This is a genomic window from Pseudoalteromonas sp. Ps84H-4, from assembly GCF_024124645.1.
Taxonomy (GTDB): domain Bacteria; phylum Pseudomonadota; class Gammaproteobacteria; order Enterobacterales; family Alteromonadaceae; genus Pseudoalteromonas; species Pseudoalteromonas lipolytica_C.
Genome location: NZ_JAMXSK010000034.1, coordinates 1 through 20,771 on the forward strand (window position 1 = coordinate 1; position 20,771 = coordinate 20,771).

A 20,771-nucleotide genomic window follows, 5' to 3' on the forward strand; every position below is an offset into this window, starting at 1 on the left:
TCGATCAACTGCTTGTAACTCATGGTATCTACTCTTGTTTTTTGGCGATTACAGAGTACCACCAACAGGCAGTTGATCTCTTCTCACCGTTTAACCATGAGTGGTGCACTTATTATCTGAATTCGGGCATAGTTAATATGTATTACTTACACATTAAGTAAAAACTAGCTAATAATTCCAAAAGCACCAGTTTAATATTCAAAAAATAATATTTTAAGACTAATAAAAAAGTGTGTCGCAAATTTGGTGTTTTAGCGTTATTGTTAGTAGGTACAAAGTATTGAGGGGACCCTTAATGGACAATTGCAGTGTTCTTATCATAGATGATGAAGAGATTAATACCTTACAGTTAGAACATGCTTTAGACGGAGTCGGAAATATTTCAACTTCTAATAACAGCTCTGAAGCATTACAGCTGATTGAAAAAACTAAACCAGACATTTTAATCCTTGATTTAGAAATGCCTACAGTAAGTGGTTTTGACATTTTAGAAGTGATACAGCAAAAGCCAACTCTGGCACATATTAGAACTGTTGTTATTACGTCTCACAGCGATCCTGCGATTGAAGAAAAAGCCTTATCTTTAGGCGCGATAGACTTTATTTCTAAACCGCTAAACCTCAGACTCTGTCGAATTCGTATTGAAAATCATATAAAAATCAAAACGCAAGAAAAAGTATTACAGCTAACACAAGAAGAACTATTTGCTGAAAAAGAGCAGTTGAGAATTACGATAGATTCGATTGCGGATGCAGTTATTTCTACGGATAAAAACGCAAATATTGTGTACATGAACCCTGTAGCACAAAGACTAACAGGGTGGTCACAAACTGCGGCGAAAGGTCGCCATATTGAAGAAGTCATGAAGTTATGCGATGCGACAACTAAAAAACCGTCGATTAACCCTCTATCTGTTGCATTAAAAGAAAATAGACCTGTCGCTATGGCTTTAAATACGCAATTGATCAGTAAGCAAGGCATAGAGCATCGAGTCGAAGACAGTGCCGCTCCAATTCTTGATAAAAACCATAATCAATGTGGTGCTGTTATGGTGTTTCAAGATGTAAGCGAAGCTTTAGCTATGTCGATGCAGATGACATATCTATCTCATCATGACCAATTAACATCACTACCAAATAGAGTATTACTTCACGATAGGCTCACGCAAGGTATCGCCCGAGCAGATTTCAATGATACTAAGTTAAGTTTAATGTTACTTGATTTAGATAAGTTCAAGTTTATTAATGATGCTTTAGGTCATCACGTTGGTGATGAGATAATTGCACATATTGGTCACAGCTTGGATCGATTCGCATGTAACGATATCACAGTCGCACGTGTTGGGGGAGATGAATTTGCACTCGTTGTTCCTCACTCGGCTAATTCTTTAAGTTTAGAGCCTCTGGTTAATCAGGTTCTTAATGTTATTGGTAAGCCTTTCAGGTCAGGTGGTGAGCAGCATGTTCTTTCAGCAAGTTTAGGCATAAGTGTGTACCCTGATGATGCATCAAGTGTTGAAGAAATGCTTCGTCATGCAGACTCAGCAATGTATAAAGCAAAAAAAGAATCTGCTAATAGTTATTTCTACTTTAGTGATGATTTACAAGTTGAAATGAATAGGCGTCTTGAGGTTGGAAATAAGTTAAGAAAAGCGCTCGATGCGAATGACCTCGATGTTCACTATCAGCCTAAATATGATTTAAACACTGACACACTGATTGGTGTAGAAAGCTTGGTTCGTTTAAAAGATGGGCAAGGTGGCTTTATTTCTCCTGTTCACTTTATTGAGTATGCAGAAGAAACGGGGCTTATTTTTCGCTTAGGAGAACAAGTTCTTGAAAAGAGCTGTATTGCAGCGAAAACTTGGCTTGATAAAGGTCTGCCTATTAAAGTAGCAGTAAATATATCTGCTAAACAATTCACAGATACTAAACTTGTAGACACTGTCGCCGAAATTCTTGAAAGAACCCAATTACCAAGTCGTTATTTAGAGTTAGAAGTGACAGAGTCGGCCTTGATTGAAAATTTTGATTATACTGTAAGTCAATTAAAGCTTATCTCTGGTATGGGGGTCAGTATTGCTCTTGACGACTTTGGAACTGGGTATTCCAGCCTTTCATATTTAAGGATGTTCCCATTGGATGTGCTAAAAATAGATCGGTCTTTTGTGCGTGATATGCTTGTTGATGCTCAAGCATTTAATATTGTTACTGCTATAATTGAACTGGCTCACTCTTTAAAACTCCAAATTGTGGCTGAAGGGATAGAAACTTCTGAGCAAAAAGACAGACTGCAAGAACTTGGCTGTCAAATAGGCCAAGGTTATTTACTTAGTAAGCCATTGAACTTCGACAACGCTGATAAACTAATTCAAACCAGTAAAGCTGAAGGAATATTATGCTCTTAAGTCTAAAGCCATTATCACAGTGTAAAGTATTCATTGTTGATGATGATGAGATGGCCAGGTTAAGTCTAGGTGTTATTTTAGAAGATCATTTTTTCGTGGATGCATACTCTTCTGGTCAGGCTGTTTTAGAAGCCTGTGAGGATTTACTTCCAGATTTGATTTTACTAGATATTAATTTACCGGATATAAGTGGTCTGGATATATGTAGGCGACTTAAGGCTAAAGCTACATTCGAAAATATCCCAATAATTTTCATCACTTCGAATTACGATACAGGGTGTCAAAATGCATGCTGGGAAGCCGGAGCTAGCGATTTTATTGGTAAACCCATCACAGCATCCACGTTGATACATCGTACAAAAAATCACTTAGAGAATAAGCTTCGATTAGAAAAACTATTACAGCTTACTTATAAAGATTCGTTGACAGGCTTATTTAACCGTCACTATTTGGATTTAGAAGTTGCAAACGTTTTTAAACAGACTTCAAGAGAGAGGAAACCGTTCAGCTTGCTAATGCTGGATATCGACTACTTTAAATTATACAACGATCAATACGGGCATCCGCAAGGAGATGCTTGCCTAAAAATAATTGCTGATGTTATTGAGCGATCTATTCAAAGACCTCAAGATATAGCAATACGATATGGTGGCGAGGAGTTTCTTGTCATACTGCCATTCACTGACTTCGACGGCGTTAAATTCATATGTGATCGTATTTCAGCAGAGCTTGAGGCAATTAATATCCCACATGTTAAGTCTTTATGGGGCCGCGCTACAGTTAGTATCGGTGGGGTTATCTATGAGCACCAAAATAAGGTGAGCTTAGGCGAGTTGATTAATTGCGCAGATAAAGCGCTTTATGCGGCTAAAAGTGATGGGCGAAACTGTTTTAGGCTTAGTTTTTGTGATTGATTTAGACTTTTCTTACTGCTTTTTGTAGAAACCTCAGAAACATAGCCTATACTTTGGAGATTGTTAACTTACCAAGAAATACAATGGAACATTCCCAAAAGCGTCGAGACTTTCTAAAAACACTCGGTGTTGGTGCTGCGGCATCAACACTTGCGTTTAAAGCCCCTTATGTTTTTGCAAAGAACAAAGTAACCCTTCGTGTAATGGGAACACATGTTACGTTGCAAGAAGAGCTTAGACAGAGAGCAATACGCGAGCTAGGTATAAACATCGAGTTTACGCCTATGGGGAGTGCCGCCGTTTTACAAAAAGCAGCAGCAGACCCTAGTTCTTTTGATTTGTTTGAGCAATGGTCTGACTCTATTAATATTTTGTGGCAAGCAGATGCCATTCAGCCAATCGAGGTTGATAGACTCGTTTATTGGGATGAAATAAACCCACTTACCAAGACTGGCAAAATTGTACCAGATGCAAAGTTAGGCGCAGGCGATTCACCAAATAAGCTTCTTTACGCACAGCCGGATGGTTCGTTAGGAGAAACACCATCCAAATTAATTAGCTTCATGCCTTATGTACATAATGTCGATTCATTTGGCTATAACACGAATGTTATTGAAAAAGGTATTCCCTACGAAACAGAATCTTGGGCATGGTTATTAGATGAAAAGAATAGAGGGAAAGTAGCATTAGTGAATGCACCAACAATAGGCATTTTTGACGCTGCTCTCGCTGCTCAAGCTAAAGGATTAATGAAATTTAATGATTTCGGCAACATGACTATTGCCGAGATTGACCAATTATTTGCCATTTTATTTGAAAAGAAACGGCAAGGTCATTTTTCAGGTTTTTGGACGTCAGTACCGCAATCTGTTGATTTTATGAAAACAAAAAGAGTAAATATCCAAAGTATGTTCTCACCAGGTGTCAGTGCGCTAAATGGGCAAGGCATTCCAGTAACTTATGCATCGCCAAAAGAAGGTTACAGAGCATGGCATGGAGTTATGTGTTTATCAAAAAATACCCATGGGCATGTTAAAGATGCTGCGTATGAGTATATGAACTGGTGGTTATCTGGCTACCCAGGTGCATTTATAGCAAGGCAAGGATATTACATTTCTAACCCTAGTCGTAGCCAACCGCTTATGTCTAAACCTGAGTGGAACTATTGGTATGAAGGACAAGAAGCGTCAACTGACTTGAAGGGAACAGACGGAAAAGTATCTATTAAAGCAGGCGAAATAAGGGATGGTGGCAGTTATATTAAACGGTTTTCGAATATTGCGGTTTGGAATACTGTGATGCCAAATTATGATTACAGTTTAGATAAGTGGTATGAACTACTTAACGCATAAGGAAATAAATTGTTAAGTTTTTTTTCAAAATCTCTTGCTGTCAAAATGTCGCTAGCAATGGTGCTTGTCTTAGTCGCTATGAGCGCGAGTTATTTGATTATGAATCAAAGGCTTAAAACGATTGAGGACTCTTTCAATAACATCGGTAAGATTAGCAATTATGCTGTAGATATTTTAAAAATTAATAAAGATATTGTTGAGATGCAAAGGGATATCTCAGTTTATGGTGCGTCAGGTAGTGCCCCCGTTTTTAAAAAAATCATGGAAAATTATGACAGTATTGAAAAGCGATTAGCTGAAATTAATGTAGTAAAAGGCGCAGAAAGTATTCAAATTCATCTTGATGGTATGACGGAGCTTGTAAATCGTTATGGCGCTAATTTAAAAGTACTGACACTTCGTTTTACACAACGGAATGACTTAATTGAAAAAGAATTACCGCAAATTTATTTAAATGCAATTTCACTTCTTGAAAATTTAAAAGCGAAGGCTACTGATACAAATGAGAAGTTGTTTGTTACAGAGTACCTTAATCTATGGCATATGCTACATCGTGATGCTTATCAATTTTTAACAAAAAAAGATTATGTCAAAAGAGCTGAAGTTGAAAAAATACTGAACTCGCTATCTAAAAACGTTGCAGATAAATCTAAATTTAAAAATATGATCGATTTGTCTAATAGCTATCGAAATACTTTTTCAAAAAGTGTTCAGGCTAATCGAAACTATTTAAGCTTAGTAAATGTAGTAATGGCTGGAGATGCAATTGAATTTAGTACGCTTGCGAATAGCTTAAGGGAAGATTCATTAACTCAGCTAAAACAAATAAAACGGGATGCTCAAAAGACGGTTTCAATGACAGAAAGCATTTTAAATGTACTTGCTTTGATAGTTGTTATTTACATTGTCTCTCTATCAGCATTCTTTCACTTGCAAATTATACGTGCGATTAAACGCTTAACAAATAGCTTCACACATTTCTTAGACGGAGATTTGGAAGCACAAATTTATGATTTAAAAAGAAAAGACGAAATTGGTATTTTAGCCAAGGCAGCTAATAAGTTTAGAGAGCTAAGTAAAGACCTATCTGAAGCGAAGCAAAGTGCTGAGCATACAACAAAAGTTAAGTCAGAGTTTTTAGCAAATATGAGCCATGAAATTAGAACACCGATGAATGGTATTTTAGGCATGGCTCGCCAGATGAGCCGCACGACACTCACACAAGAACAAAGCAAAATGCTACACCTCATACAGTCTTCAGGTGCTAGCTTATTAGTGATTATTAACGACATTCTTGATTTGAGTAAAATTGAGGCTTCAAAAATTGAACTTGAGTCTGAACCAGTAGATTTAAGCTATCTTTTAGAGGAGCTAAAACACCTATTTCAGGAGCAAGCAGCTAGTAAGAATATTCAGCTTTATATCTCTACAACTCCGGAAGTTGAAAAACTGACTTTTTTGGCCGATGAAACGCGCTTAAAGCAGGTATTGATAAATTTACTGGGTAACGCTGTTAAGTTCACAGAGAGAGGAAGCGTTTCGTTAACTGTAAACATACAAGAGATTGGGTTTGATGAAGTAAAGCTTACGTTTAATGTATCAGACACAGGGATCGGGATTGCAAGTGAACACTTGAATACACTATTTGAAGCATTTTCTCAGGCAGATACGTCTATTACAAGACGTTTTGGTGGTACAGGGTTGGGCCTCACTATATCAAATAAATTATTAGATTTGATGGAAGCACCTCTACAAGTCGAAAGTGCACTAGGAGAAGGATCTCATTTTTATTTTTCTCTGTTAGCAAAGCGCACACTATCTTCAATGGACTTAGATCATAAAGATGCTTCATTAACTACACCTAAAGAAGATATAGATTTATCGAATATTAATGCGCTTGTTGTCGAAGATAATGACATTAATCAGATAGTGATTGAAGCGATGCTCAATGAATTTAATATTACCTCTATAAATATGGCAAACAATGGTCAGGAAGCTGTTGAACAATGTGAACTAGGTGTATTTGATATTATCTTTATGGATATGCAAATGCCAGTATTAGATGGTCCGCAAGCCACTGTAAAAATTAGAGAGTTTTCTGCTTTCAAACATACACCAATTATTGCTTTAACTGCTAATGTATTAAGTGCAGATAAGCAGCGCTGTTTTGATGCCGGAATGGATGATTATATCGCAAAGCCACTCGAGTATGACGCTTTGAGGTCTATCTTGCTAAAGTGGTGTAGAACAAATATTAAGCGGACATAGTATGGATATTTATAATAAAGGTGGTGCAAGTTTAGTTGGTTCGAAGGTATTTTTAACAATAGTTTCCTTTGTGTTTTTTATTTTTGCCTTATTTGCAGTTTATTTTTTTGAAGGACACGTTAAAAGTGATGTTTTAGGGTCAATTGATCAAGAGTTTACTGAGACACAAGAGCGCTTAAAAGAAATAGTAACTAGTTCAATTGCTGAGTCAAAATCAGATCTCCGCTTTTTATACTCAACCCCCCCTATATCGGGATTACCAAGAGCTGAATTTAATGATGGAATTGATCCATACGATGGTACTACATACAACCAATGGAAAGAGCGTCTAGAAACCATATTTATTGGCTTTATGGAAAATAACCTTGCAGTTGAGCAACTTCGTATTGTCGCTGTTACAGCCGAGGGTAAAGAGTTAATACGCGTGCAAAGGGTAGGTGTATCTGTAGAGGCTGTACCTGATTACTCATTGCAAGCTAAAAGCGGTGAGCCATACTTTTTACCAAGCTCTCAGCTTGAAACGAATCAAATTTACATGTCGCCACTTACATTAAATAAAGAATTTGGTGAAGTGGTTTTTCCCTACCAGCCAATGTTACGTTTTTCTATTCCCATTTTTAGTGATAAAGGAAAGCGGTATGCATTTTTAATTATGAATGTAAATGCGAATGCACTCATTAATAATCTTAAACATACAGTTTTCGATTACTCGGAGTTAATCATTAGTAGCTCTGAAGGTGACTTTGTCTACCATCCTATTGAAGAATATCAATTTTCACGAGACTTAAATCCTGACATAACGTGGGATAAACTTTACAAGCAGAAAATACAATATCAGGGATTGTATACGGTAGAACCAAAACTTAACCCTGAATTACAGTTTTATGTTCATTCGGAAAAGGTACAAACAAGACCAGGTAATAAGTATGGGTATATAAACTTTAGTCTTCTAGTTCCTGATAAACATATAGAAGCATTGATTAATAAGAAGCGTATCATTACATACAGTTTTTTAGTTGCAGTCATAGCTTTAACCTCTGTGTTATTAATCATGTTTTATCGAAATGCGACAAGAAGTCAGTTATTAGCAGAAGCTCGCAGAGAAGCCTCTGCAATAGTTGATGGGTCTATCGATGCAATCGTTGGGTTAAATTTAGATGGTGAGTTAACAAGTGTAAATAATACGGCGGAGCGTTTGTTATCAATTTCTAAAGTGACAGCATTAGGGAAGCTAGCCAAAGATGTTGAGTTTCTCTCAAAATTACCAATCCACACCTACGTAACTGATATTAAAAGCTCTAAATCACAAATTAAAGATGAATTATCTGAACAGTTTGGCGAAACAACGCTTCATTACGCTATATCTGTTAGCCCTGTTTTTTCTGAACACAATACCTTAATAGGGCTTGCTTTAATTATTAGAGATATAACAAAAGAAAAAGATGCAGAGATAAAAGTAAAACGATTAAATACAGAGCTTGAAGCGAAAGTTAGAAAGCGTACTCAAGCGCTTGCTGAGGCCAAAGATGATGCTATCAAGCATAGCGATATAAAAAGTGCTTTCATATCGAATATAAGCCATGAGCTTCGTACTCCGCTTAATGGAGTCATTGGTACTTTAAATATTTTAAAACGAGAAGAGTTGTCTGATAAATCACGAAACCTTGTTGAAATGATGGATCTAAGTGCGTCAAATTTAAATCTATTAATTAATGACATACTTGATTTATCAAAGATCGAAGCAGGTAAACTGGATCTAAATCTTAAAACAATCAATTTACAACTGCTAATTGAAAGATTAGTTGAATCGAGTGCTATTCGAGCCTTTGATAAAGGATTAAATGTATATTTAGATACCAGTGACTTAAACTGTGAGAATGTTAAAACAGATCCGCTCAGACTCACCCAAATTTTAAATAACTTAATCAGTAATGCGATAAAATTTACTGACAAAGGCTATATCAAAGTCATTGTTAGTTCTGAGCGCATATCAGAAGGTACACATAATTTAAAAGTGAAGGTCCAAGATACGGGAATAGGGATCGCGCCTAGTACACAAGGACAATTATTTGATGCATTTCAGCAGGCAAGTACTGCAATATCAGAAAAGTTTGGGGGGTCTGGACTTGGCTTGTCTATTTGTAAACAATTATGCCAATTAATGGATGGAGACATTTCTGTAAGTTCAACGTTAAACCAAGGCAGTGTTTTCACCTTCAATATTAAAGTTCGCTGCAATGCAGAAAGCATTCAGGTTCCTGAAAAATGTTACGAGAATAAAGCAATTTTGGTGGCGAGCAGTAATCAGAATATTTGGGAAGTTTTAGATAAGGCAATCAGTTTACAGGGAGGTATTGTCAGCACATGCTCTATGGCGGAACTTGGTGCACATAAAAGCAAAGCTTTTGACTACGTGTTCTTAGACTATGAAGATGATACTACTAATAACATAGGTTCAATCATTGAAGTTTTAAGCGAAAATAACAAAAGTGCTCAATTTATAACGTTTCATCAACCAGGAAATCCACTCCCTAAAGGTATTGCATCAAAAGTATCTCAAATCACTAAACCTATAACCCAAACAGAGCTGGTGCAAGTAGCTGGCTACGAAGTGCCAAAAAGTGAGCCATTATATCTACTTTCTGAAACCAGCGGCTTTGAACTTTCAGATGATGTCATTGAGCAATTAAAAGATTGTACGGTATTGATTGTCGATGATAACGAAATCAACATTGAAGTTGCTAAAGGCGCATTAGATGAGCTGCCTATAAATATTTTAACAGCAAGTAATGGACAAGATGCACTTGAACTTTTAAATCACTTCAACACAAATGAGAAGCAAATAAACTGCATACTGATGGATTGCCAAATGCCAATTTTAGATGGTTATCAAGTATGTGAAAAAATACGCACAGGAAAAGCAGGAGATTCGTTTATTGATATTCCTATCATTGCAATGACCGCAAGCGCTATGGCTGGTGAAAAGGAAAAATGCTTAGCTGTGGGGATGAGTGATTATGTGAGTAAGCCAATTGAGGCAGTTAAAGTATTAGAAAAGGTCGTCAAATGGTCGTTATCAAGCTACGAGGGACAATCTAAAGCAATGCCTCTTGCTGCTAATGAACTCGAAGAAGAAAAGCTCTGGGACCGCGAACAAGCCCTTGCACGATTATTAAATAAAGAAGTCTTACTAAACAAAATTTGTGAAGTGTTTGTTGTAAAAGCACCTATTAAAGTGCAGGAACTAATAGAGCAACACAAACAAGGGAATAGTGAAGAGGTCCGTCAAATAGCGCATGCGTTAAAAGGGATGTGTGGTGAAATTAGTGCTAACAAACTAAGAGAAATATTTTCTGATATTGAGGTGGTAGCTGAGAAAGGTAATTTAGATATAGGCACTCAACTAGACTCAATTGAACAATTGATACCTAAGTTAGTAGAAGATATGGCAAGGAGAGATGTGTGATAGAGTATCAACAGGTGAGTTTTATTAGCTCACCTGTATTGTGTGTTTATTAAATGTTTTCTTTGAGAATGACGGAGATTGCCTCATCTAGCTTCTCTTGAATATCCTTCGGAACTCGACCGAATTCATAAGAAAAGTTTCTTCCTTTCACTTTTTTGCGAGCAAACTGATCTTTATTTTCAAATTTGAATAATGTGGTCACAACTGGTTTATCTGTAGTTGGCTTGAAGGACTTAGATTCATCCGCTATTAGTTTGCTGAGTTTGTCTTTAAGGTCTTCTTTGATAAAGCCACCACTAACTTTTAGCTCATTAACTTTACTTTTTAGCTCTTCAGTGAAATCACTTAGTTGATCACCTAATAAAGCCTGTGTTGCCAATAGCGCTTTATAGTCACTGTGGTTGAGCAATGAAATATCTGGAAAAACAGAAATTAAATCACTATCGATTGTTGCGGCCTGTAGTGCTTTACTTACCTTTGATTGACTTAAGCCATGACGTTCCGCTAACTCAGCCTGGTTCAACTTCTTGCCATGTTCAGCTAAGTACGCCTCTTTGTCTCGCTCTAAGCGTAATCCAATTTCACGTAAGCTGTGCTCTTTAAATGACTGTAGTGATGTAGCGAGAGCCTTTGCATCGTTTAGACTGATTTCGTCATCAGTAACTAGCATTGAGAAAGTTTCTATAGCACCGCTTTTCTCAAGTACATAGGCGCGACGGCGTGAACCATCAAGAACGTCAATCTTATTATCCGGCAGACGTCGACCAATTGCTGGGTAGAACTGTTGATTATCTAATGTTGATAAGTCTTGAAGCGACTCTTCTGTTAATAGTGATTGTTCGCGCCCATTGATTTCAAAAGTGACGACTGTATTTGATTTAAGCTGCTCATATGACAACGTAACCGGTGTGAATGTGGCTTCTTGGCCTGACTTTAATGTCCAGACTTTACTTTGACCTACGCTGACTACTCCCAGATGCTTAGAGAGCACTTCATCAAGTGGTGTTTCACTCTTTTCAGCTTCAATTCTCAAGCGCTTGGCCAAACTCTCAAGTTGGTTCTTATTGCTATCTGCAATAGCTTCTTCTGAGCCTGCAGTGTTGCCGAGTGGAGAGACCGTACCTCTTTTTTTAGCCATTTTTATTGCTCCTTCTCTTGTTCGCGCCACACTTTTTGAATATCACGGTGTAGTTGGCTGGTAACTTCATATCCATTTTGTTGTGCATTCTGGAAAGTCATCTTGGTTTTAGGGTATTCACTTTTAGACATATCAAATACGGTTGATAGTAATGATGAAGCTTGTCTCACAGCTTCACTATTGTTGAACTCTGTTGAGTAAAGGTAAGTTGAAAAACTATCATAAAGGTTGTTCTGTAAATCAGTAGTGGTTGAACTCTCTTTGTGATTTGTAAGCAGTATTTTCATAAAGTCATAACCCGGGTGTTTCGCATTTTTTAGTAGCGTCCATACTTGCGGGATATAACTAAAATATGAGCACGTAGCATCAATATCATTTTCAGTAACAGATAATGGGAAAATAACACTCGTACCAGCGTAGTAAGCGTTGTATGTCGCGTAGCCTAATGATGGAGGCGTATCTATGATAATGATATCGAATTCATCTTTAACTTGTTCAATGATGTCGTGCAGTATCGAGTAAGGAGAGCTTAGTTGCTGGTTGAATACTGCTTCATGAAACCAGCCCTCAATTGCTCGATCTGATTGTGAAGCTGGTAAAATACGCAAGTTAGGAATAGTGGTCGGCAAGAACGCTTCACTGATAGCTTCTTTTAGCGTTTCGTTTTCATCAAGCTCATAGTTCCCCATGATTAAGTCACCAACAGATAAGCAGCCTTCTTGTGCTGATTCAGGGGCATAATACATTGATAAAGTGCCTTGGCCATCCATATCAATTAAGCCTACACGATAGTTTTGATGAAACTCAGTTGCCAAACCAGATGCAGCTGTAGCTGCAGTAACAGTCTTACCAACACCACCTTTTTGGTTTTGAACAACTATAACTTGTAGGTCTTGGCTTTCACTGCGAACAAATGGTAATTGTTTTTTTAGTTCATCAGGAAGTGAATCTCGTACTTTGTAGACCTCTTCGATATCCAATAACCACTGACTCTCTTCATGTCTTCTTGGGTTAATTTTTAGAGCTTTGCAGTACTTATCTAACGTTCTTGCATCAATATCTAAGTACGCCACTGCTTCAGCTTTAGTAAACACTCTAAGCTCTTTGCGGTGGTTATTTAGAAGGCGTCTATTACGGCGTTGAATGTACAGTTCTGAACCTTCTTTTAGCTCGTCAAACGAGATATCGGTAGCTTCTACTTTAGAGATAGTCATTGTGAACCTTACTGAATGTGTTTTTTTATAGTGTATGCTTTAATTTTTAGATGGTAAAGCGAAAATTAATGCATGAGCTAATTTTTAATGCTCAAAAAATATTATCTCAAATTCTTCTTAAAAAAGCCTGTTTTTCTTATAAATTTTGATTTTTTCACGCTGTTAAGCGCGATTTACTGGATAGCATAGGATGGTCGTCAGTTATTAATTATCTGGTGTTTTCTATGAATAATCAGCAATACTCAATGGCCGAGCGATGGCTTAATTTATTTGAGCTGTGTTTGGGTTTGATGTTTTTTAGTGCAGGAGCTTTCTATGCTTATCTGTTTTGTATGACAGGTAAAACTGATTTCATATTGCTATTTGTGACGTTCATAGGCTTTGTGGCTGGTATAGCAATGATAGGGAGAGCCATCGTTTGCATGTCTGCTTGGCACTCACATCACAATCAAAGGAGTTGTAATCGAATGTTTACTTTAAAACGAATTGGGCATGATGACGTTAAATTAAGTGATGTTAAGACGCTTGAAGATATAGTTAGAAAACTAGTTTCGTCATATGCTTCTATCCGTATTACTAAGAAGAGTGGGTTGAATAATGTTATCTTCGTTACCGTTGAAAATGGGGTTGTAAAGGATACATATACAGGAGAATTGATAGACTTTGAAGCATTGGGCAGTTAACACCATGAAAGTGTTTATATACTGGCTAATTCAAAACCCTAACATCTTAGCTATGATTTTATTAGCTTTCCTCTTACTCACCGCGATTATATTCATAATTTTATGCTTTAACTTTAGCCTGGCTTTAGGGCTGCTTTATTTAGTGTGTGAATACGCGGCTATACGCTTCCTACTAATGCCTTTCATTAGTGAAGTGCTGCGCCCATAGCTAGCGCACTAATAGAATAGCTTGGTACGCTCCATGAGCATGCTAATAGCATTAGACTCCCTGCTTTTAACTTTAGGTGATAGTAAATCTTTGAATTGCGCTGTTTCAAATACATGGAGATGGTTATCACCTTGTATTGATTTACAGTTAGGGCAAGTGTTTGCCCAGTACTTACCGCCGTATTGCTTAGAAAATCTCAGCTCAATTGTATAAGGGCGCGGAAATGGTGGTTCATCTTCGCAAAATGGCGTCCCTAACCACCAAAACACGGGGATTACTTCTGAACATCTATAGCAAGTTTCAATGTCGGCTATGAACGGCTTATCTGGGGATTTGCGAGCAGTTGTGTACAGCTCTCTAGGAATTGAGAACTTATCTGCAACAGCAATTATTTTAGAGCCTTTCTTGCTGGTATTGCTGCATGATTGGCAAAGCCTTGGTGATAGCTTTGAGTTTAGAGGTCGCCAATTGTATGGATCTTTAAGAACGTCAGAGGCATTAAGTTTGATCCAGCTTCTTAATGCCGAACCATTTGAAATGCTATATGGTCTCCAGTCTTGCTCTTGTTCAGATACAATTTCGATGCCCAAATAGATTGACTGTCCTTTATGGCTAAATTGCCCAATCACATCACATACTGAGTCATGGTAGTAATAATCAGTTTGAACCCCTTCAAATGTACAATATTTTATATCTCTTTGTATTTCTTTGAGGCATTGATAGCAATTTTGATGGATCTGTATTGTTGTCTCAGCCTTTTTGTTTTCTAAGATGACATCTTTAATTAGTTTTTTGGCTTTCTTATAACTATCACTTAGGCTGATGCAGTTGTTAGTTTTTGGGTGGATGAGCATCTTATTTTGCATAGAAGACAAATCACACATAAGCGCTTCACCACAATATGGACAAGTATAGGTTCCGCCCACTTGAATCGATTGAGCTGCAATTAAATGGCCTGAGTAATTGATACCAAATGGGACCGGTATTTCGTGCATATTTGTATCTTTATTTAAGGAATTATTTAAGATAGTCTGCTATACATGATTTAATAACATTAAAAAACACTATAGGTGCATCATGGAAATGCCCGATTTATCGCATAATTTTAAGCTATTCATGTTGGCTTTTAACATTACCATTCTTTCAATTGGGTTGGGTTATTTTATTTACTCTGGGGTTTATACCTTGGTAGGGTTCTTCTAAATAATCTTTATGCTTTCGCAATAGGTAAATCTGAAAGTTTTGTTGTATAACTCAAAGGTGCTAAATCATCTTTAGGCCGCCAAGACTGAGAGAACCCTTCACTTGCGAGCTTTATTGCACTACGTCCAAATTTTCTATTTATCTCATCAATGACCAACGTTTTTGAGCTAATATTCAGTGGTAAAGTCTCAGATAACAGTTCAAGTTGTTGCATATCATCGTGTAATGAAAGTTCTTCAAAAATAACGCCAGCTTTTTTGTATTTAAACCCCTTCTTATAAATAGCTTTTAATGCAAAGCTTGCATAAGACACCAGTGTTGATGTATCCGCGGTGGGGTAGGGTAGTTTAATTGATTGTGACTTATGATACTGCGGCTCTGCCTGTCTAAATGAATCTGTGTGGATGAATATTGTTATTGCCGATGTGTAAGATTTAAATCGACGAAGTTTAAACGCAGCCTTTGTTGCATGTGCTGTAACAGCTTCAGAAAGCTCCGTAAGCTCTATCACCGGTTTTCCCATACTCTGAGATACGCAAATTCTATCGCGAGAGTCGTTTACATCTTTCAATTCAACCGCAGATTTTCCTCGTAACTCTTCCACAGTACGGGCAAGAACAACTGTGAACGTCTTTTTGATCCAACTAATGTCGGCATTTTTAAGGTCATACCCCGTATAGATTCCAAATTTATTTAGCTTTTTAGTAGTTCTACTTCCAACCCCCCAAATATCCTCTACAGGAGTATGTTTGAGAGCCCAATCAATTTTGTATTGTGAATCTAATACAACCACACCATTGGTGTGTTCTTTCCACTCTTTCTTTTTGGCGCAGTGACTTCCAAGTTTCGCTAGTGTCATTGTCTGAGATATACCCAAGCCACAACTAATACCTAAGTTCCTCTTAAGTGTCCTCTGTATGGTGTGTGCGTAGTCTTTTATATCTTTTGTAAAGTTTATATCGATGCGCCCAAAGCATTCATCAACAGAGTATCGTATTGTATCGAATAGGAAGTACTCTAACTCGGTATGAAAACGGTTACTCAAATCACCAAACAGCGTGAAATTACTCCCCCACAAGTGACCACCATGCGCAGCCACCAGTTGTTTAACTTTAAATGCTGGCTCTCCCATTTTGATACCTAAATCTTTGATAGCTTGATTTCGAGCTACAACATTGCCCTGGTTAGAACTAAGAACGCCAAGAGGGGTTTTATCAAAGTCGTATTGGGGGTTAAAGAGTTGGCAAAACGAAACGTAAGCAGCATTGATGTCGCAAAGAACCCACATAATTAGAATATCTTGATTAAACCAGTGACAACGCCCCAGACTACATGAGTATCCCAGTCATTGTTTTCATCGATATCAATTTCAATTGGCTCGAAGTCGGGGTTTTTACTAATAAAAACGGCTTTGTTGTTTTTTAATTGTAGTTCTTTCACAACAAATTCGTTGTCTAATGTAGCTAATACGATTCGTCCAGTTTTAATTGTTACTGACCTATCTACAACTATTATCGAGCCGTCAGTAATGTCTGGGGACATGCTGTTGCCTGACACCCTGAATAGGAATGTACTACTAGGGCGCTTAATTAGGAGCTCATCTAAACTGATTGAGTCGGATAGGTGATCTTCGCATGGATTGGGGAAACCTGCAGCAACTGAAAAGTCTGCAATAGGTAATTCTGTGGTTGAAGGGGTAAGTTTGCTAAGCATAATCACAAAATACTGTACAAATAAACAGTAATTTTAGATGTGAATATTCCACATTACAACCAAGAAGTTTCTTTTAGGCTCGCGGTCTATGTGATTTCATCAATTATTAGTTAAATTTAAACCTTTTTCCCAGAATCAGGCGCGATTTAATGCATATGATAGCTTTGGCAAAAATATATGAGCTGGAGTAACTATGGATTTATGTTCAATTTCTGCGGAAGACGGTGATAAAGCTGTTTTCTTCAATGGGGTTTTGATTGCATACTATAATGCAGCAACTGATGAGCCAAACGTGTTATCTTTTGTTGAAAGTGTTGCTGATAATTTGAGTAGCGCTTCTGGTGCCAATATTAAAAAGGCGAAAATAGACAAAGCTCCTGACTTTGTTCATTGGGAGCAGAGCAAACAAGTAGAGAATATACTTTGGCCCAATGAAACAGCTAAACCTCCTATTTCTGATTTTTTCTCTCCAATTGAGCTGAATTCTCAACCATAAACATTCATAATAGTTTATCGCTTGACCGCTAAATTTTGCCTTCGCAGGTGCGGTCAAGCGCTCCTCTTAAAAAATCATGTAGTAAATTTTTATTACTGTATTTGAGAGAGATTTCACGTCTACTCGCTAACGACTAGGAAGCAAGATCAGACTAATCATATTTTGCACTTTTAACGATTCGCCTGTAGTTGAACCCAACTATAAAAGTGCTTTTACTCCAGTGTTAATTCCGAAACCGCCTAACGTTAAAAATATAAACAAACAACTTCCCAAAAGTAGGGGTCTTATTCCAGCTTGACGAATTGCCCCAATGTGAGTTCGTAGTCCCAATGCCACCATGGCGATAGTGAGTAATATATTATCAAACCACACAATATTGTTTGTTGTACTCTGAGATAGGTTAATTAGTGAATTACATCCACTTACTAAAATGAAGTAAACCGCAAACCAAGGAATTGATAGGTCTGAAGATTTTTCTAAGTTATAGTTTTTCTTTGTATCCTTTCGTTTTTGCCAATATGATAAACCAAACAAAAATGGGGCAAGCATCATTACCCTTAACATTTTTTCAATTACTGCCGTGTCGGCTGCATTTGCACTAATAGCGGTACCCGCAGCAACTACCTGAGCTACTTCATGAATGGTTGAACCAACAAAAATACCGTATTCGTATTCACTCAACCCTATATATTCAAACATTAAGGGGTAAGTAAACATACTTAGGGTTCCAAATACAACGACTGTTGCGACCGCAATAGATACTTTATGTGCTTGTGCTTTAATAACTGGTTCTGTTGCCATTATTGCTGCAGCACCACAAATAGAGCTCCCAGCACCAATAAGAATAGTTGTTTGCTCATCAAGTTTAAATAAACGTTTACCTAACTGAATTGCTAGGATAAATGTACCTAGTAATATGGCTAAATCAATAACTAGCCCTAACCAACCAATTTCTGTTATTTGTGAGAATGTAATTCTAAAGCCAAATAAAATGATGCCAGCTTTAAGTAAGAAGCTTTTTGCGTAGTCTACTCCAATATCAGTATGAGTTGCGATACGGGAAAACAAACTGTTTCCTACTATGATGCCGAGGATAATTCCAATAGTGAGTGAACTAACTTGTGCATTTTGCAAAACGGAAAGTTTACTTAGGGCTATTGATATACTTGCTAATGTAATTACCAACATTAGGCCCAACCACCATCGACTATCTGTGAGTTTTTTTGTTTGGGATTTAAATAGACACCGCGTATAGAACAACATAAACGTCCTTCAATAAATTGCTTTATTTACTTGACTGCATTTTAGAAAGACCCAAAATATAACTCCAATACATTAATTTTATGATTTAATAACTTAAGGTTATCTTATGAACTTGAACGCATTGAGAGTCTTTTATACTGTAGCGAAATTGCAAAGCTTCTCGGGTGCGGCAGAAACTCTTTTCATTAGTCAGCCAGCGGTATCTAAAGCGTTAAAAGAGCTAGAGCATCAATTAAGTCTTAAACTTATCGAACGTGCCACAAAAGGGAGAAAACTCGCATTAACTGAGGGCGGAGTTGCTTTATATGAACATGCTCGTAATATTTTTGCTATTGAAAAGACGGCAATAGACGATATAAAGTCACGTACCGGACTAAAGCGTGGCACAATTGTCATTGGTACTAGCACTACAATTGCAAGTTATTGGTTACCACCTTACTTAGCCAGGTTCTGTAGTGCTTACCCAAATATAAAAGTTGAAGTGAAGGTCGAAAATACGGAAAAGATTGAACATGCGTTGCTTGAGTGCTCAATTGACTTGGCTCTTGTTGAAGGGACACCAACAGAAAAAAAGATAGTACCTACACACTGGCAAGATGATTTGATGAGTGTCGTTACCCCACCTCATTTTAAGCCTAGCCCTAATATAAATGAATGGCTTAACCAACAGTTTTGGTTACTCCGTGAGCCAGGCTCTGGAACACGTGAAATGTCAGTTAAAATGTTAGAAAAACAAGGTATAAAAGTTAGTAATAGTATGCAACTAGGGAGTAATGAAGCTATAGCTCGCTCAGTCGCACAAGGAATGGGAATAGCCATATTGCCAAATGTGGTCACAGAAGATTTAGTGCAACTAAAAAAGTTAAAGCGCTTGAGTCAAGTTAAAGGTGAAATGCTATCTAGGCCTCTATATCAGTTACAATGCCGAGGTAGATCTTCTTCACATTCTGCCGAGGCTTTAAAAAGAATTTTATTTTCAGAAGTTTAGCTTCAAGTGCATCCGCAAGTTTAGTTTCTTCACTACTTTTAGTTCATTCAAGCCATTTTCGTAGGTTAGGTATCTTCTAGAAAAATGATATCTTTTCCCTGACTTTTAGCTACATTACTAGTTTGTGCCGTTTTAACAAGGTGCGGTATCGCATTGTGCCTGCAAAATTAATATTGAGAGTTAAAGCTTCGTTTATTTGAATATTTAAAGTCAGATCAAGTGCGTCGTTTTCAAATATTGAGTAAGTCAGCTTGCTCATTCCTATAGCGAGATTATTACTATCTTGATACAAATAGCTCCAATTTCATTCAAGAATGACAATATCTTTTATCAACGAAGTTACTTTCTAAAACCGAATACCAAATAGTGTGGTTTAGGGCTGCAATATTTTCGTTATAGTCAGAGGTAATATTCTAATTAAGACCTGTGCTTCTCATAATTCTTTTTAACGAGGTTTTGAGACCTTCAACTAGCTAAATAAGCTCAAGCCCTTATTATATAAGGGCTGGCAAGTTCCCAAAATACCATTATGAGAACCTAAAAAAATAAACGGTGCTATTACGCTATAAAAGAGTGCTCAATATGAGCACTCGTATTTAACTAATCAAACAAACTAGCAATGCCAGCAACTACTCCACCAGCTACCGCCAGAGGGATTGTAACAGGCGCAGACGCAACACCTGCACCAATTACTATTGCGCCAGATGTAAGTGCTCCAGCGGCTGCACCGGAGCCTATAGCCACTGCTGTTCTGCTTACGCTAGAGTCACTACTGCCAGTTATCTGTTTTGATAACTCATTACCAACTAAGCCGCACGAAACGGCTTTATTTAAAGACATAATGTTTTCCTTTTAGTTAAGTATCACGAGCACCAGAATGGCGCTGTTAGGGTTTATAGCTCTAGTTCTTCAAAGTCTTTGTCTATTTCCTCCTGTGTTATGCCTATGTAACGAAGTGTGGTTGCTTCGGAGCTATGGCGGAGCATTTTCATTACTCGGGCGATGTCATGGGTTTTCTGATACAAGTGATAACCGCGTGTTTTACGCATTGAGTGAGTCCCCAAATGAATATTTAGTTCTTCACCTACTAACGCAAATGCTTTTGTGACAGCTCTGCGTGATAGCGGTCTAGGCTTTGAATTAATCGCTTGTTGATTGCGGTATGATTGAAATAAGTAGATGTGGTGTGGATGAGTTAGTTTAATTTCGTTGATCAAGGTAAGCGCCTTATCATTTAGCTTTATTTCAGCTAATTTCGAGGTCTTTGACTCATAAATAATCAACCTATTGTTACTTATGTCAGTAAACTTCACTGCAAGTAAGTCAGATATTCTAAGCGCGAGATTTAAGCCAATATTCCATATCTGGCTCATTTGTCTTGAGCAACGCTTTTCTAGTAAATAGCTAACGAGCCTTACTGTATCAAGATCTTTAACTGCTTGTACTTCAGCCATAAAA

Annotated in this window: 16 protein-coding genes; 8 read left to right on the top strand and 8 right to left on the bottom strand. The window is 37.4% G+C overall.

The window, feature by feature from the left end:
* The first annotated feature begins 295 nt into the window (after positions 1-295).
* From NH454_RS20235 to NH454_RS20255, 5 genes are all read left to right on the top strand, one after another.
* Positions 296-2,407, top strand: a complete 2,112-nt coding sequence (locus NH454_RS20235) for an EAL domain-containing protein (protein WP_253040079.1) — start codon at positions 296-298, stop codon at positions 2,405-2,407.
* On the top strand, positions 2,398-3,321 hold the full coding sequence (locus tag NH454_RS20240) for a diguanylate cyclase (protein ID WP_235373945.1): 924 nt from the start codon (positions 2,398-2,400) through the stop codon (positions 3,319-3,321). The genes NH454_RS20235 and NH454_RS20240 overlap by 10 nt, the downstream gene beginning before the upstream one ends.
* Before the next feature lie 203 nt (positions 3,322-3,524).
* On the top strand, positions 3,525-4,673 hold the full coding sequence (locus tag NH454_RS20245; RefSeq protein ID WP_235378188.1) for an extracellular solute-binding protein: 1,149 nt from the start codon (positions 3,525-3,527) through the stop codon (positions 4,671-4,673).
* A gap of 9 nt (positions 4,674-4,682) precedes the next feature.
* The gene (locus NH454_RS20250) at positions 4,683-6,941 is read left to right on the top strand and encodes an ATP-binding protein (protein ID WP_235378180.1); all 2,259 of its coding nucleotides are present in this window, start codon (positions 4,683-4,685) and stop codon (positions 6,939-6,941) included.
* Position 6,942: 1 nt separating this feature from the next.
* Complete coding sequence (locus NH454_RS20255; RefSeq protein WP_253040080.1) at positions 6,943-10,407, top strand: ATP-binding protein; 3,465 nt, start codon at positions 6,943-6,945, stop codon at positions 10,405-10,407.
* Between the two features lie 49 nt (positions 10,408-10,456).
* On the opposite strand, the gene NH454_RS20260 is transcribed toward NH454_RS20255, so the two are convergent.
* Positions 10,457-11,545: a ParB family protein gene (locus NH454_RS20260; protein ID WP_235373949.1), complete on the bottom strand. Its 1,089-nt coding sequence runs from the start codon at positions 11,543-11,545 to the stop codon at positions 10,457-10,459.
* A 2-nt stretch (positions 11,546-11,547) separates the two neighbouring features.
* A complete protein-coding gene (locus tag NH454_RS20265) occupies positions 11,548-12,759 on the bottom strand; it encodes an AAA family ATPase (protein WP_036973958.1) in 1,212 nt (403 codons plus the stop codon).
* Positions 12,760-12,983: 224 nt separating this feature from the next.
* Here NH454_RS20265 and NH454_RS20270 point away from each other — a divergent pair, with 224 nt between their 5' ends.
* Positions 12,984-13,442: a hypothetical protein gene (locus NH454_RS20270; RefSeq protein ID WP_230237285.1), complete on the top strand. Its 459-nt coding sequence runs from the start codon at positions 12,984-12,986 to the stop codon at positions 13,440-13,442.
* A 216-nt stretch (positions 13,443-13,658) separates the two neighbouring features.
* On the opposite strand, the gene NH454_RS20275 is transcribed toward NH454_RS20270, so the two are convergent.
* The 3 genes from NH454_RS20275 to NH454_RS20285 form a co-directional block, all read right to left on the bottom strand.
* Positions 13,659-14,645: a hypothetical protein gene (locus NH454_RS20275; RefSeq protein WP_230237283.1), complete on the bottom strand. Its 987-nt coding sequence runs from the start codon at positions 14,643-14,645 to the stop codon at positions 13,659-13,661.
* A gap of 215 nt (positions 14,646-14,860) precedes the next feature.
* A complete protein-coding gene (locus NH454_RS20280) occupies positions 14,861-16,141 on the bottom strand; it encodes a Y-family DNA polymerase (RefSeq protein ID WP_118845455.1) in 1,281 nt (426 codons plus the stop codon).
* A 2-nt stretch (positions 16,142-16,143) separates the two neighbouring features.
* On the bottom strand, positions 16,144-16,566 hold the full coding sequence (locus NH454_RS20285; protein ID WP_036973999.1) for a S24 family peptidase: 423 nt from the start codon (positions 16,564-16,566) through the stop codon (positions 16,144-16,146).
* 193 nt (positions 16,567-16,759) lie between these two features.
* Here NH454_RS20285 and NH454_RS20290 point away from each other — a divergent pair, with 193 nt between their 5' ends.
* Positions 16,760-17,062: a hypothetical protein gene (locus tag NH454_RS20290; RefSeq protein ID WP_036973954.1), complete on the top strand. Its 303-nt coding sequence runs from the start codon at positions 16,760-16,762 to the stop codon at positions 17,060-17,062.
* 198 nt (positions 17,063-17,260) lie between these two features.
* On the opposite strand, the gene NH454_RS20295 is transcribed toward NH454_RS20290, so the two are convergent.
* The gene (locus tag NH454_RS20295; protein ID WP_138557673.1) at positions 17,261-18,325 is read right to left on the bottom strand and encodes a YeiH family protein; all 1,065 of its coding nucleotides are present in this window, start codon (positions 18,323-18,325) and stop codon (positions 17,261-17,263) included.
* Positions 18,326-18,431: 106 nt separating this feature from the next.
* Between NH454_RS20295 and NH454_RS20300 the strand changes: the two genes are divergently transcribed.
* On the top strand, positions 18,432-19,313 hold the full coding sequence (locus tag NH454_RS20300) for a LysR substrate-binding domain-containing protein (RefSeq protein WP_138557674.1): 882 nt from the start codon (positions 18,432-18,434) through the stop codon (positions 19,311-19,313).
* Between the two features lie 600 nt (positions 19,314-19,913).
* On the opposite strand, the gene NH454_RS20305 is transcribed toward NH454_RS20300, so the two are convergent.
* Together NH454_RS20305 and NH454_RS20310 are read right to left on the bottom strand one after the other, a co-directional pair.
* Entirely contained in the window at positions 19,914-20,153 is a 240-nt protein-coding gene (locus tag NH454_RS20305) for a hypothetical protein (protein ID WP_138557675.1), read from the bottom strand.
* A gap of 53 nt (positions 20,154-20,206) precedes the next feature.
* The gene (locus NH454_RS20310; RefSeq protein WP_036973950.1) at positions 20,207-20,767 is read right to left on the bottom strand and encodes a tyrosine-type recombinase/integrase; all 561 of its coding nucleotides are present in this window, start codon (positions 20,765-20,767) and stop codon (positions 20,207-20,209) included.
* Positions 20,768-20,771: the final 4 nt, after the last annotated feature.